A 12,656-nucleotide genomic window follows, 5' to 3' on the forward strand; every position below is an offset into this window, starting at 1 on the left:
GGTATGACCGCTGCCAGAAGAAACCTCTGCATCCTTTACGGTGTGATCGCGCTGGTGGCGCTCATCGCCACTTGGGCGCACAACATCGCGTATTTCTCGGCCGGCGGAGACACGCTCGACTTCCTCGCCAGCTGTTTCGCGAATCACGCGGTCAGCTCCATGACCATCGACCTCACACTTGTCTCCGTCGCAGCGCTGGTCTTCATCGTTGTCGAGGCACGCAGGACCGGCGTCAAGTACCTGTGGGTGTACGTCGCGCTGGGGTTCGTCGTCGATATCAGCGTGGCCGTTCCAGTCTTTCTCATCGCCCGGGAGCGGCGTCTGGCGCAGCTCCAGGACGTTTGACTCCGTGCAGGCTGGCACAGCCACAACATCATTCCCCACTCCTACCCGGACTTGTTGCTTCGCAGCATCGTTCACGTGCTTCCGCTGTGATGACTGGGATACTTGTGTTGGCTGATCCGCGAAGGTGGTCGCGATATCGACGATATCGCCGCCGCCGTCGTGCGCCAGCAATTCAGCGATCACTCTTCGCGTAATGGCCGAAGTGCCAAGCATAATCACCGAACTGACCAGAGCGTAGTACCCCCGAGTCGGTACCTTTGCCGTCAGGGACGGTCACGTATGAGGCCGACCTGGAGGGCTTCGCCTGGGCTGCCGCGATGTGCCTCAGGAGATGCCGCGCGCGGCCCTGGAAGCCTTCGCCGCCATTCTCGACTGATATACGGCACACCGAACCCGCCACGCAGTAGCGAGATCCTGTCTGACGGGTGACGTCCAAAGCCCGCAATCGGGCCTACACCGCGGCGCATCAATCACCCGGGTGAATGTGCGATTGGGGTGATGACACCTCACCCCGTCTTGCCGCACTCTCAGTACATCCAGACCCATGCCGGGGTGTCAGCCCCTTCGGAGCCGCCCTCGCGCTGAGCTGCTTTCGAGCAACGATACGGAGCATGGCGATCGAAACGGATCCGTGCGCCAGTAGGAAGGATGCCCTGTATGAGTTTGAGGGCCAATGGCATACATTCTGGAACGCTGGCGATGAGCCCGCCCGCATCCTCGAGATCATCTCCCCCGCGGGCTTTGAGCAGTTCTTCGACGAACTCTCCGCCCTCGGCGGCGTAGACAGGATATCGAAACAGGACCTGGACGCACTCTGTGCGCGATACGACCTGGAGATGGACATCGACAGCGTCCCCGAACTATGCAAACGCTTCGACTTGAAATTTCCCGGCGAACTCATTTGATAACGAGCTGTACGGGCCATGCGCGCTGGCGCCCCGAAGATAGTTGTGTACCGCGATTTGTTGTTGTGAGATCCCTTCTACCAAGGAGAATTTGATGAAGGCGCTACGCCAGTACGCGGACGGGTTGCGGCTTGAGGAGATTGCCCGACCCGTACCAGGTCCCGACGAGTTGCTCGTTCGCGTCCACGCCGCGGCGATCACGCGGGATGAGCTGACCTGGTCTACCGATCGGCTGCCTGCGATTCCCTCCTACGAGCTGTGTGGCGTCGTCGAGTCGACACACGAGGAGGTCATCGCGCTGACGCCGTTCGATCGCGATGGCGTCGCCGCCGAGTTCGCGGCGGTGCCGAAATCCCTACTTGCGCAGAAGCCTTCCGCATTAACTTATGCGCAGGCGGCGGCGCTTCCGCTGCCAGGGACGACCGCGTGGCAGGCGCTGGTCGTCCATGGCAAGGTCAAAAGCGGCGAGCGGGTGCTGATCACCGGCCCCCATGGCGGAGTTGGACACATTGCCACCCAACTCGCGTCTCACCTCGGGGCGGTTCTGGTCGAAGAAGGCGAGGCCTGTGACCTGCTCTTCGACACCACCGGCGGGGAAGCGCTCGCGCGTAGTGCCGGCGGCGCCGCACGGATCGTCACGGTCGCAGCTGAGGCGCCCGGCGCCCAGTACTTCGTTGTGGAGCCGGACGGTGCGCAACTCCGTGAGTTGCCGGAATTGAAGCCGCAGATCGACAGCGTCTTTCCGCTGGACCAGTTCGAAGCGGCTTTCGCTCGCACCGCCGAACACGGCAAGAAGGGAAAGGTTGTGCTTCGCGTCTCCTAGCTATAACCCGGCCGGCGGAAACGGGTGACACTGACGGTTGAACGTGCGACACGGTGAATTCGACGACGTGTATTGCCGTCCATCCACATCATCGCGACTATCAAACCGAAGGCCGAATCCGTTAACCCCACTAGCGACGGCCTAGCCCGGCAGCACCGGGGCCGCCCCGGGAACCGTCAGCCCGGGGACGTCCGCCCAGCCCTGCTGACCGTCGGCCGACGGCGAATACTGCAGCACCCCTTGCGGACCCGCGACGTAGGCCGTCGACGGGTTGGCGACCACCGTCGTCACCGGCATTTGTAAACCGTGCGGCGGCGCGTCGGAGTTCACCCCGTCGATGTTCACGTACGACACCGGATGGCTGGCGTCGGTACGGGTCACCACGAGGTCATCACCGGTGCGCCACGACAGCGACACCACCGAGTTCCCAAGCCCGAAACCAAGCCGGCGCGGGAAGGTCAGGGCGTACTGCCCGGCCTGGGTCTGCTCGACGCTGGCGAGAATCACCTGGCCACCGATCACCATCGCGGCGCGGGTGCTGTCACGGGACAGCTGCAGGTCGGTGATCGGTCCCGGGAACCGCGTGGCCACCGCCATCGAATCCACCGGCAGGCGCGCGGGTTGGCCGGAGGCCGGCTCCTGAATCGCCCGCAACACGTTGTTGCCGTCGACCACCACCCAGACAACGTCATCCAGCGACCAGGTCGGCCGCGACAGGGTGTGCCCGTCGGCGGACTGCACCGCCTCCTGGCCGAGATCACCGATCCACAAGGACGCGGCCATGTCCGGGGCACCGCGATGCAGGGTCACCACCGACGCCGCCTGCCTGCCGCTGCGCGACAGCGCCGCGCCGGTCTGGTCACCCATGCGCCCGAACGCGCCGGCCACCATCGTCGTGTGCTGGCCGTCCAGCGACACCAGTGAGCCGTTCACCAGCGCGTGCAGACCCGCGCCTGCGCCGTCGGCGGCGCCGGGATCGGTCGCCGCGACATCCGAGGTGGTCCACCCGTCGCGGAACCGGTCGTCCAGCGGCGCGCCGTCGGCGCTGATCACATACGGTCCGCGGATGTCGGCCCTGGCCAGGGTCCAAATGATCTGTGCCGCAAGCAATTGCCGGCTGTGCGGATCGGTGGTGGACAGCTTCTCGAGATCGACGCGCGCACCGCCGTAACCGCGTCCGATGCCGTTCTTGCCGCCGTCGGCCCGGGTCACGGGCCCGCGCAGCCGAAGTGGCGGTGCGAGTAGGTTGCGGACCGTATGCGCCATCTCGGGCCGCGGCCCGGCGATCAGCTTGGAGATCAGCTCGGTGGCCAACTGGTCGTGGTCGGGCACCGCGACATAGCGGGGGTCGGGAACCACCGTCTTGCCGGTCGGGTCGTCGAAGTACAGGGTGTTGCGTTTGTAGGTGGACTGAAACTGCTGCCAGTCCAGGAACACCCCGTTGGGCAGCCGGTCGATACGCCAACCGCCGGAAGTCTTGACCAATTCGATCGGACCCGGGTCGGGCAGCACCCCCTCGGCGGTCTCGAACACCCCCACGTCGGACAGCGAACCCAGTATGTCCGCCCGCATTGTCGCCGAAACGCGTTCGGCCGCACGGGTTTCGACGAACACCACATGGTCGATCAGCAGCGCGCTACCGGCATCGTCCCAGGCGTTGGAGGCAGATTGGGTGAGGAACTGCCGCGCAGCCAGATGCCGGTTCGCGGGATCGGCTGTGGCCTTGAAGAATTCGCGGAGCAGCACGTCCGGGTCCATGCCCGGGGTCGGCTTGGGCAGGTTCGACGGCGCAGGCCGCTCGACCGTGCCGATGGCTTGGGGCGCCGACGAGCTGGGCACCCCGGCGCAGCCGGCGAGCAGCATCGCCAGCATCAGCAGGCCCGACAACCGCCGCATCACAGGGACCTCTCGGCCGGTTCTCGTTGCCGCGGACGGTCTTTCGCGTGCTGAGGGCCGGTGGGCGCGGGCTGCGGAATCGGCTTCATGGGCAGCGGGCTGGTGGTGACCTTGTGGCCGCGAACCAGCGGCAGCGTCAGCCGGAAGCACGAGCCGTCACCCGGTTCGCCCCACGCTTCCAGCCTGCCCTGGTGCAGGCGCGCGTCCTCGATGCTGATCGCCAGGCCGAGTCCCGTGCCGCCGCTGCGACGCACCCGCGAGGGGTCGGCCCGCCAGAACCGGCTGAACACCAGCTTCTCCTCACCCGGTCGCAGCCCGACCCCGTAGTCGCGGACGGTGACGGCAACCGTGTCCTCGTCGGCGGCCATCCGGATCTTGACCGGCTTGTGCTCGGCGTGGTCGATGGCATTGGCGATCAGGTTGCGCAGGATGCGCTCCACGCGGCGCGTGTCGACCTCGGCGATCACCTCCTCGGCCGGCAGATTCACCTTCAGTTCGATGCCGGCGTCCTCGGCCAGATGCCCCACGTTGCTCAGCGCGCTCTGCACGGTGGTGCGCAGGTCGACGGCCTCGACGGACAGTTCGGCGACACCCGCGTCGTGCCGGGAGATTTCGAGCAGGTCGTTGAGCAGTGACTCGAACCGGTCCAGCTCGTTGACCATCAGCTCGGTGGAGCGGGCCAGCGTGGGGTCCAGGTCGGCGCTGTGGTCATAGATCAGGTCGGCGGCCATCCGCACCGTGGTCAGCGGGGTGCGCAGCTCGTGGCTCACGTCGGATGTGAAGCGCCGCTGCAGATTACCGAACTCCTCCAGCTGGGTGATCTGGCGCGACAGGCTCTCGGCCATGTCGTTGAACGACATGGCCAGCCGCGCCATGTCGTCCTCGCCGCGCACCGGCATACGTTCGGACAGGTGGCCCTCGGCGAACCGTTCGGCGATGCGCGAGGCCGATCGCACCGGCACCACCACCTGCCGCGACACCAGCAGAGCGATCCCGGCCAGCAGCACCAGCAGCACCGCGCCGCCGGTGATCATGGTGCCGCGCACCAGCTGGATAGTGGCCTGCTCGTTCTTCAGCGGGAAGATCAGGTACAGCTCCAGGTTGGCCACCTGGGACGACGCCGGCGTGCCGACGATCAGCGCCGGACCGGAGAACCCGTCGGTGTGCACGGTCGCGTACTGATAGGAAGCCTGCCCGGCCTTGACGAAACCGCGCAGCGAGCCGGGCACCTGGTCGACGGGGCCGGCCGTGGTGGCCGCGCGGGGGCCGTCGCCCGGCACCATCAGCACCGCGTCAAAGGCGCCCGCCAGCCCCGCACCCGAGGCCGGATCGGTCTTGGAGGTCAGCGTGTTGCGTGCCAGCTGGAGGCTGCTGTCCAACGAACGCGCCTCTTCGCCGTTGACGATCCCGCCCACGGTGGTGCGCGCCCGCTCGATCTGCTCGATCGCCGCCTTGACCTTGACGTCGAGCACGCGATTGGTGACCTGACTGGTCAAGACGAAGCCGAGCGCCAGGATGACCGCGAGTGACAGCCCCAGCGTCAGCGCCACCACCCGCAGCTGCAGCGAGCGCCGCCAAGCGATAGCCACGGCCCGACTGACCGTACCCATGCCACGAGTCATGGGGCCGGAGCGCCCCCAGCGGCTCCGAGTGCGTCGCCGGGAGCCCCAGATCACCGCCGGCGCTCCCCCCTACGACGCTCTGGACGTGCGCAGGTCACGGAGGTCCGGCCTTGTAACCCACTCCTCGAACGGTCAACACCACGGTCGGGTTCTCAGGGTCTTTCTCGACCTTGGCCCGCAGTCGCTGGACGTGCACGTTCACCAAGCGGGTATCCGCCGGGTGACGATAGCCCCACACCTGTTCGAGCAGCACATCACGAGTAAACACCTGCCGCGGTTTGCGCGCCAACGCCACCAGCAAGTCGAATTCCAGCGGTGTCAGGGAGATCTGCTCGCCGTTGCGCGTGACCTTGTGCGCCGGCACGTCGATCTCGACGTCGGCGATGGACAGCATCTCGGCCGGCTCGTCGTCGTTGCGTCGCAGCCGCGCCCGCACCCGGGCCACCAACTCCTTGGGCTTGAAGGGCTTCATGATGTAGTCGTCGGCACCCGACTCGAGGCCCAGGACCACGTCGACGGTGTCCGTCTTGGCGGTCAGCATGACGATCGGCACGCCGGAGTCGGCGCGCAACACCCGGCACACGTCGATGCCGTTCATGCCGGGCAGCATCAGGTCCAACAACACCAGATCGGGGCGCAGTTCGCGCACCGCAGTCAGGGCCTGGGTGCCGTCACCGATGACCGCAGTGTCGAAACCCTCCCCACGAAGCACGATGGTGAGCATCTCGGCTAGCGAAGCGTCGTCGTCGACGACCAAAATCCTTTGCCTCATGGAGTCCATGGTGTCACCAGATCGGGACAAAACTCGGGCACCACACGGGCGTTTCTCCTTCGAAACGGCCGAATCGTGACAAATCTGTGCTAGTTGGCGCCCAAATCGGCCGCCAACCGGCCCGGATCGACGTCAGCGTCGACGCTGCGCCAGCGGCCGCCCCAGCCCGCGGCGGCCAATTGGGCATAGACCGCGCCCGTGCGTTGCTGCAGCCCGTCGTCGCGTTCGTAGCTGTCGCGCGCCCGGCCCGGATCGGACTCGGCCCGGCTGCGGGCGCGCCTGCCGGCCAGTTCGGCCGGGACCGCGAGCAGCACCTGCCAGTCGGGCGCGGGCAGCCCGAGGCGCTCATATTCCAGCGCGTGGATCCATCGCACGGCAGGCCCGTCGGCGTCCTGGTGCAGACGGGCGGCGGTGTATGCCGCGTTCGAGGCGACGTAGCGATCCATGATCACCACGTCGTGCTCGCGGCGCAGCGCAGCGATCTCGTCGACCGCCCCGGCGCGGTCCAGCGCGAAAAGCATCGCCATCGCGTACACCGACGACGCGAGGTCGCCGTGGTCGCCGTGCAGCGCCTCGGACGCGATGTCGGCGGTCACCGATCGCCCGTACCGCGGGAAGGCCAGCATGCCGACCGACTTGCCGTCGGCCTCAAAGAGGGCGCGGAGCTTGTCCGTGAGCGTCCGCTTGCCGGCGCCGTCGATACCTTCGATCGCGATCAGCACGGCGCGAGCCTATCGCCGCCGAGTGCCGCACCGGCGCGACACTCGGCGGCCGCGCGGCTCAGTAGCGGTAGTGGTCGGCCTTGTACGGGCCGTCGACGTCGACGCCGATGTACTCGGCCTGCTCCTTGGTGAGCTTGGTCAGCACGCCGCCCAGGGCCTCGACGTGGATGCGGGCCACCTTCTCGTCGAGGTGCTTGGGCAGCCGGTAGACCTCGTTGTCGTACTCGTCGTTTTTGGTCCACAGTTCGATCTGCGCGATGACCTGGTTGGAGAAGCTGTTGCTCATCACAAAGGACGGGTGCCCGGTCGCGTTGCCCAGGTTCAGCAGCCGGCCCTCGGACAGCACGATGATCGACTTGCCGGTGTCGGGGAAGGTCCACAGGTCGACCTGCGGGCGGATGTTGGTCTTGGTGGCGCCGGACTTCTCCAACCGCGCGATCTGAATCTCGTTGTCGAAGTGGCCGATGTTGCCCAGGATCGCCTTGTCCTTCATCGCCTTCATGTGCTCGAGGGTGATGATGTCCTTGTTGCCGGTCGTGGTGATGATGATGTCGGCCTCGCCGATCACGTCCTCCACCCGCTTGACGTCGAAGCCCTCCATCAGCGCCTGCAGGGCGTTGATGGGGTCGATCTCGGTGACAGTCACCCGAGCGCCCTGGCCGGCCACCGACTCGGCGGACCCCTTACCGACGTCGCCGTACCCGCAGACCAGCACCTTCTTGCCGCCGATCAGCACGTCGGTGCCGCGGTTGATGCCGTCGATCAGCGAGTGCCGGCAGCCGTACTTGTTGTCGAACTTGCTCTTGGTGACCGAGTCATTGACGTTGATCGCGGGGAACGCCAGGTCGCCGGCGGCGGCGAACTGGTAGAGCCGCAGCACGCCCGTGGTGGTCTCCTCGGAGACGCCCTTGATCGACGCGGCGATCGTGGTCCACTTGTCCTTGTCGGTCTCGAAACGCTCGCGCAGCAGGTTCAAAAACACCCGGTGCTCGGTCGAGTCGTCTTCCTCGTCGGGCGGCACCACGCCGGCCTTCTCGTACTGCGCACCACGCAGCACCAGCATGGTGGCATCCCCGCCGTCGTCCAGGATCATGTTGGCCGGCTCGTCGGGCCAGGTCAGCACCTGCTCGGCAGCCCACCAGTACTCCTCGAGCGTCTCGCCCTTCCACGCGTACACCGGAACGCCCCTGGGCTCCTCCGGGGTGCCGTGCGGGCCGACCACCACCGCGGCCGCGGCGTGGTCCTGGGTGGAGAAGATGTTGCAGGAAGCCCAGCGCACCTGCGCGCCCAGCGCGACGAGGGTCTCGATCAGCACCGCGGTCTGCACGGTCATGTGGAGCGAACCCGAGATGCGCGCGCCCTTGAGCGGCTGCACGTCGTGATACTCCCGGCGTAGCGACATCAGACCCGGCATCTCCTGCTCCGACAGCTCGATGTCCCGGCGACCGTAATCCGCCAACGACAGATCGGCGACCTTGAAATCGATGCCGTTTCGAACCTCGGGAGTGAGTGCGTTTTCGGTCGTCGTCATAGGTGTGTTCTTCCTTCTTCGGCTCGCTCGTATCCAAGCGGTAATTAGCTTAGGTATGTTCTTGGGCCACTGTAGTCGCGGGCCGGCGCGCCTTGCGGGTCAGGGAACGTTGACGACGCCGTGCCGCTCCGCGAACGGCGTCATCAACCGGGCCAGATCGGCCGCCACGTCGTGGTCCGCCTCGGGCGGCATCGACACGTAGCTCAGCGCCAGCCGCACGATGGCACGCGCCAGCACCCCGGCGTCCTCGTCGCTGGCGGCCACCCAGCTGTGCGTCAAAGCCGTGGCCAGCCGCTCGGAGGCGCGGTTGATGATGGGGGCGCTGCCGATGGTAATGATCTGTAGCAGGTCCGGCTTCGCCACCCCGGTGAGCAACGAGATCACCAGCGGGTCGGCCGAGAGCTCGGTGAACAGGTCGCGGAAACCCTGCAGGAACGCCTGATAGATGTTGCCGGCGTTCGCCAGTAGCGCAGCGTTGACGGCGTCGACCAGCCGATCGGCCAGGCGCAGGCCGTACCCCTGCGCCAGGCCCTGCCGCGACCCGAACTCGTTGTAGATCGTCTGCCGGCTGATGCCCGCTGCGCGGGCCACATCGGACAGGGTGACGGCCGACCAGTCCCGGGTCAGCAGCAGATCCCGCATCGCATCGAGCACGGAGTCACGCAGCAGGGCACGCGACGCCTCGGCGTACGGCATCCGCTTCACAGGCGCGACAATAGCGGCTTTCGCTGCGGCGGTGGCTCCGATCACGACCGCGCGATCTCCACCATCTCGAAATCGGTCTTCGCCGCGCCGCAATCCGGGCAGCTCCAGTCCGCGGGGATGTCGGCCCACCGCGTCCCGGGGGCGATGCCATCCTCGGGCCAACCCTTGGCCTCGTCGTACTCGAATCCGCACTGCACGCAGATGAAAAGCTTGTAGTCGTCGCTCATCGGTTCACTCCTTCTCGGATCTGGGTGAAATCGACCTTTTCGCGCACCGCACAATCGGGGCAGCACCAGTCTTCGGGGATGTCACCGAAGGGCGTGCCGGGCCGAAAGCCTTCCCGCGGTTCGCCTTTGGCTTCGTCGTAGGTGTAGTCGCAGCCGGGGCAACGGTAGGCGGTCATGCCGCCACCCCGTAGCGCGCCAGCAGCTTCTCGCGCAGGCGTGGCTGCACGTTGATCCGGGTGATGTCGCCGTCGTAGTGCGCCAGCACGCGATGGTCCATCACCTTGCGCCACAGGGGCGGGAAGTAGGTGAGCGAGATCATCGACGCGTACCCGCTCGGCAGGTTGGGCGCGCCCTCCATGCTGCGCAACGTCTGATACCGCCGGGTGGGGTTGGCGTGGTGATCGCTGTGCCGCTGCAGGTGGTACAGGAAGAGATTGGTCACCACGTGGTCGGAGTTCCAGCTGTGCACCGGCGCGCAGCGCTCGTAGCGCCCGTTCGAATTCTTCTGTCGCAGCAGGCCGTAGTGCTCCAGGTAGTTGACCGATTCGAGCAGGCTGAAGCCGAAGACCGCCTGGACGATCACGAAGGGGATCAGCGCGGGGCCGAAGGCCGCGATCAGCACGCCCCACAGCACCACCGACATCAGCCACGCATTGAGGACGTCGTTGGACAGATACGTCTTGGGGTGCCAAGGGCTGGAGCCCTGCCGGCGGATCCGTTGCGCCTCCAGGCGCAGTGACGAACGCAGGCTGCCGAAGACGCTGCGCGGCAGGAACTCCCAGAAGGTCTCGCCGAAGCGCGCCGACGCGGGGTCCTCCGGGGTGGCGACGCGCACGTGGTGGCCGCGGTTGTGCTCGATGTAGAAGTGCCCGTAACAGGTCTGCGCCAACGTGATCTTGGACAGCCAGCGCTCCAGCGAGTCCTTCTTATGGCCCATCTCGTGGGCGGTGTTGATGCCGACGCCGCCGAGCACGCCGACCGACAGCGCCAGCCCCAGCTTGCCGGCCCAGCCGAGGGCGCCGTCAAAGCCCAGCCAGCTCAGGTTCGACGCGGTGAACAGGTAGGCGCCGAAGACGACGCTGAGGTATTGGAACGGCACATAGATGTAGGTGCAGTAGCGGTAATACTTGTCGTTCTCCAGCTGCTCCATCACCTCGTCGGGCGGGTTCTGCCCGTCGGGTCCGAAGCGCAGGTCGAGGATCGGCAGCAGAAGCCAGAGCAGGATCGGCCCGATCCACAGCGGCACCTGCGCGGCGGCGTGCCAGCCCAGCCGGTTCAATCCCCAGATGAGCGGCAGCATCACGAACAACGCCGTCGGGGCGATCAGTCCCATCAGCCACAGGCGGCGCTTCTTGTCCCGCCAGGCAGGCGGCTCGGATTCCCTGCTCAGTTGCGGTTCGAATGTGGTCATATGCCAAACCTCCTTGTGAGTCACACCACGTTGAGATTGGACAATACCGGCCTTTGCGTCTTCTGTCTAGACAAACGTCGGTAATTTGTAAAGCGATCTGAAAATTTACGGCACCGGACTGTTGGGGTCGGCCTCGAGCGCGCCGGCGTGTTCGGTCTCCCGTGCCGCACGCCGACCCAGCACCGAGTGCCGGTAGCCGTACCCCGCGTAGATGGCCGTGCCGACCGCCAACCAGACCGCGAACCGGACCCAGGTGAGGGCCGTGAGGTTGAGCATCAGCCACACGCACGCGGCAATCGAGGCGATCGGGAGCAACGGAACCCACGGCGCCTTGAACCCGCGCTCCAGATCCGGCCGCGTCCGGCGCAGCACCATCACGCCGGCCGACACCAGGACGAAGGCGAACAGGGTCCCGACGTTCACCATCTCCTCGAGCTTGGTAATGGGGAACACCGACGCCGTCACGGCCACCACCACCGCGACCACCACGGTGATCCGCACCGGGGTGCCGTGCGAGCCCGTCTTGGCCAGCGACCGCGGCAGCAGACCGTCGCGCGCCATCGCGAACAGGACCCGGCACTGGCCCAGCATCAACACCATCACCACGGTGGTCAGTCCCGCCAGCGCCCCGATGGAGATGATCTTGCTCGCCCAATGGATGCCGTTCGCGGTGAAGGCGGTGGCCAGGTTCGCCTGCCCGCGGCCCCCGACCGTCTTGAGTTGGGTGTAGGAGACCATGCCGGACAGCACGACCGCGACAGCGACGTAGAGCAGGGTGACGATGCCCAGCGACGCCAGGATGCCCCGCGGCACATCGCGCTGCGGATTCTTGGTCTCCTCGGCCATGGTGGCGACGATGTCGAACCCGATGAACGCGAAGAACACGATCGACGCCCCCGCCAGCACGCCATACCAGCCGTAGTGGCTGCTGTGCGCGCCGGTCAGCAACGACAGAACGGACTGGTCGATGCCCTTGGCATCGCCGCCCGCCTCCGCCTTCGGGATGAACGGCGAATAGTTGGCGCGCTTGATGTAGAAGACGCCGACCACCACGACGAAGATCACCACCGACACCTTGATCGCGGTGATCACCGCGGAGAACCTCGAGGACAGTTTGGTGCCCAACGCGATCAGGGTCGCCACTCCCGCGACGATCACCAACGCCCCCCAGTCCACCTGCGCCGAGCCGAATCTCGCCGTGCCGCCGGCGAATCCGAACACGGTGCCCAGATAGCTCGACCAGCCCTTGGCCACCACGGCGGCGCCGATGGCCAGTTCGAGCACCAGGTTCCAGCCGATGATCCAGGCCAGGAACTCCCCGAAGGTGGCGTAAGAGAAGGTGTAGGCGCTACCGGCCACCGGCAGCATCGAGGCGAACTCCGCGTAGCACAGCGCGGCCAACGCGCAGGTGCCCGCCGCTATCACGAACGACACCCAGATGGCCGGGCCGGTGATGTCGCCGGTCGTCGACGCGGTAACCGTGAAGATGCCGGCGCCGATCACCACCGCGACGCCGAACACCACCAGGTCCCGCCAGGTCAGGTCCTTGCGCAGCTTGGTGTCCGGCTCGTCGGTGTCGGCGATTGATTGCTCGATCGACTTCGTCCGCCATCGATTGACCATGCATTCGCCCTTTCCCAGCGCTGCGAGCCATTGGTCCGTCACAGTACTGGGTACTCTCGGCAAATGCCGGACAG

The 12,656-nt window shown here is 66.4% G+C and carries 13 protein-coding genes; 3 read left to right on the forward strand and 10 right to left on the reverse strand.

All coding sequences use genetic code 11. The features are described from left to right. Nucleotides 1-3 precede the first annotated feature (3 nt). The 3 genes from AC5Y4H_RS15140 to AC5Y4H_RS15150 all read left to right on the forward strand — a co-directional run bounded on the left by AC5Y4H_RS15140 (nt 4) and on the right by AC5Y4H_RS15150 (nt 2,073). Nucleotides 4-345, forward strand: coding sequence for a DUF2834 domain-containing protein (locus AC5Y4H_RS15140; RefSeq protein WP_499982989.1), 342 nt, complete (start codon nt 4-6; stop codon nt 343-345). A 611-nt stretch (nt 346-956) separates the two neighbouring features. Then, nucleotides 957-1,250 (forward strand): cupin domain-containing protein, encoded by a 294-nt coding sequence (locus tag AC5Y4H_RS15145; RefSeq protein ID WP_499982991.1) that lies wholly within the window; start codon nt 957-959, stop codon nt 1,248-1,250. 94 nt (nt 1,251-1,344) lie between these two features. Continuing rightward, on the forward strand, nt 1,345-2,073 hold the full coding sequence (locus tag AC5Y4H_RS15150; RefSeq protein WP_499982992.1) for an NADP-dependent oxidoreductase: 729 nt from the start codon (nt 1,345-1,347) through the stop codon (nt 2,071-2,073). Nucleotides 2,074-2,214: 141 nt separating this feature from the next. Here the strand turns inward: AC5Y4H_RS15150 and lpqB are convergent, their stop codons facing one another. From lpqB to AC5Y4H_RS15200, 10 genes are all read right to left on the reverse strand, one after another. Further along, nucleotides 2,215-3,969 (reverse strand): MtrAB system accessory lipoprotein LpqB, encoded by a 1,755-nt coding sequence (lpqB, locus tag AC5Y4H_RS15155; RefSeq protein ID WP_499982993.1) that lies wholly within the window; start codon nt 3,967-3,969, stop codon nt 2,215-2,217. Further along, nucleotides 3,969-5,645 carry an MtrAB system histidine kinase MtrB gene (gene mtrB / locus AC5Y4H_RS15160; RefSeq protein WP_499982994.1) on the reverse strand — a complete coding sequence of 559 codons (1,677 nt, stop codon included), beginning with the start codon at nt 5,643-5,645 and terminating at the stop codon, nt 3,969-3,971. Before mtrB ends, lpqB begins: the two co-directional genes overlap by 1 nt. A gap of 40 nt (nt 5,646-5,685) precedes the next feature. Beyond that, entirely contained in the window at nt 5,686-6,372 is a 687-nt protein-coding gene (mtrA, locus tag AC5Y4H_RS15165; protein ID WP_007168097.1) for a two-component system response regulator MtrA, read from the reverse strand. 80 nt (nt 6,373-6,452) lie between these two features. Continuing rightward, a complete protein-coding gene (locus tag AC5Y4H_RS15170) occupies nt 6,453-7,085 on the reverse strand; it encodes a dTMP kinase (RefSeq protein WP_499982996.1) in 633 nt (210 codons plus the stop codon). A 58-nt stretch (nt 7,086-7,143) separates the two neighbouring features. Continuing rightward, a complete protein-coding gene (gene ahcY / locus AC5Y4H_RS15175) occupies nt 7,144-8,616 on the reverse strand; it encodes an adenosylhomocysteinase (protein WP_499982997.1) in 1,473 nt (490 codons plus the stop codon). A gap of 99 nt (nt 8,617-8,715) precedes the next feature. Beyond that, nucleotides 8,716-9,312 carry a TetR family transcriptional regulator AlkX gene (gene alkX / locus AC5Y4H_RS15180; protein ID WP_499983050.1) on the reverse strand — a complete coding sequence of 199 codons (597 nt, stop codon included), beginning with the start codon at nt 9,310-9,312 and terminating at the stop codon, nt 8,716-8,718. Nucleotides 9,313-9,362: 50 nt separating this feature from the next. Next, complete coding sequence (locus AC5Y4H_RS15185) at nt 9,363-9,548, reverse strand: rubredoxin (protein ID WP_499982999.1); 186 nt, start codon at nt 9,546-9,548, stop codon at nt 9,363-9,365. Beyond that, nucleotides 9,545-9,724, reverse strand: coding sequence for a rubredoxin (locus AC5Y4H_RS15190; protein WP_499983000.1), 180 nt, complete (start codon nt 9,722-9,724; stop codon nt 9,545-9,547). The genes AC5Y4H_RS15185 and AC5Y4H_RS15190 overlap by 4 nt, the downstream gene beginning before the upstream one ends. Beyond that, nucleotides 9,721-10,959 carry an alkane 1-monooxygenase gene (locus AC5Y4H_RS15195; RefSeq protein WP_499983001.1) on the reverse strand — a complete coding sequence of 413 codons (1,239 nt, stop codon included), beginning with the start codon at nt 10,957-10,959 and terminating at the stop codon, nt 9,721-9,723. The genes AC5Y4H_RS15190 and AC5Y4H_RS15195 overlap by 4 nt, the downstream gene beginning before the upstream one ends. A 105-nt stretch (nt 10,960-11,064) precedes the next feature. Then, entirely contained in the window at nt 11,065-12,582 is a 1,518-nt protein-coding gene (locus tag AC5Y4H_RS15200; protein WP_499983002.1) for an APC family permease, read from the reverse strand. Between the last annotated feature and the right edge of the window lie 74 nt (nt 12,583-12,656).

This window comes from Mycobacterium sp. NGS58 (assembly GCF_059812385.1).

What these genes read in the sequence shown, in the direction of transcription:
- lpqB (WP_499982993.1), bottom strand. Translation starts at nt 3,969, where the DNA reads ATGCGGCGGTTGTCGGGCCTGCTGATGCTGGCGATGCTGCTCGCCGGC.
- ahcY (WP_499982997.1), bottom strand. Translation starts at nt 8,616, where the DNA reads ATGACGACGACCGAAAACGCACTCACTCCCGAGGTTCGAAACGGCATC.
- AC5Y4H_RS15185 (WP_499982999.1), bottom strand. Translation starts at nt 9,548, where the DNA reads ATGAGCGACGACTACAAGCTTTTCATCTGCGTGCAGTGCGGATTCGAG.
- mtrA (WP_007168097.1), bottom strand. Translation starts at nt 6,372, where the DNA reads ATGGACTCCATGAGGCAAAGGATTTTGGTCGTCGACGACGACGCTTCG.
- alkX (WP_499983050.1), bottom strand. Translation starts at nt 9,312, where the DNA reads ATGCCGTACGCCGAGGCGTCGCGTGCCCTGCTGCGTGACTCCGTGCTC.
- AC5Y4H_RS15140 (WP_499982989.1), top strand. Translation starts at nt 4, where the DNA reads ATGACCGCTGCCAGAAGAAACCTCTGCATCCTTTACGGTGTGATCGCG.
- AC5Y4H_RS15190 (WP_499983000.1), bottom strand. Translation starts at nt 9,724, where the DNA reads ATGACCGCCTACCGTTGCCCCGGCTGCGACTACACCTACGACGAAGCC.
- AC5Y4H_RS15200 (WP_499983002.1), bottom strand. Translation starts at nt 12,582, where the DNA reads ATGGTCAATCGATGGCGGACGAAGTCGATCGAGCAATCAATCGCCGAC.
- AC5Y4H_RS15195 (WP_499983001.1), bottom strand. Translation starts at nt 10,959, where the DNA reads ATGACCACATTCGAACCGCAACTGAGCAGGGAATCCGAGCCGCCTGCC.
- AC5Y4H_RS15150 (WP_499982992.1), top strand. Translation starts at nt 1,345, where the DNA reads ATGAAGGCGCTACGCCAGTACGCGGACGGGTTGCGGCTTGAGGAGATT.
- AC5Y4H_RS15145 (WP_499982991.1), top strand. Translation starts at nt 957, where the DNA reads ATGGCGATCGAAACGGATCCGTGCGCCAGTAGGAAGGATGCCCTGTAT.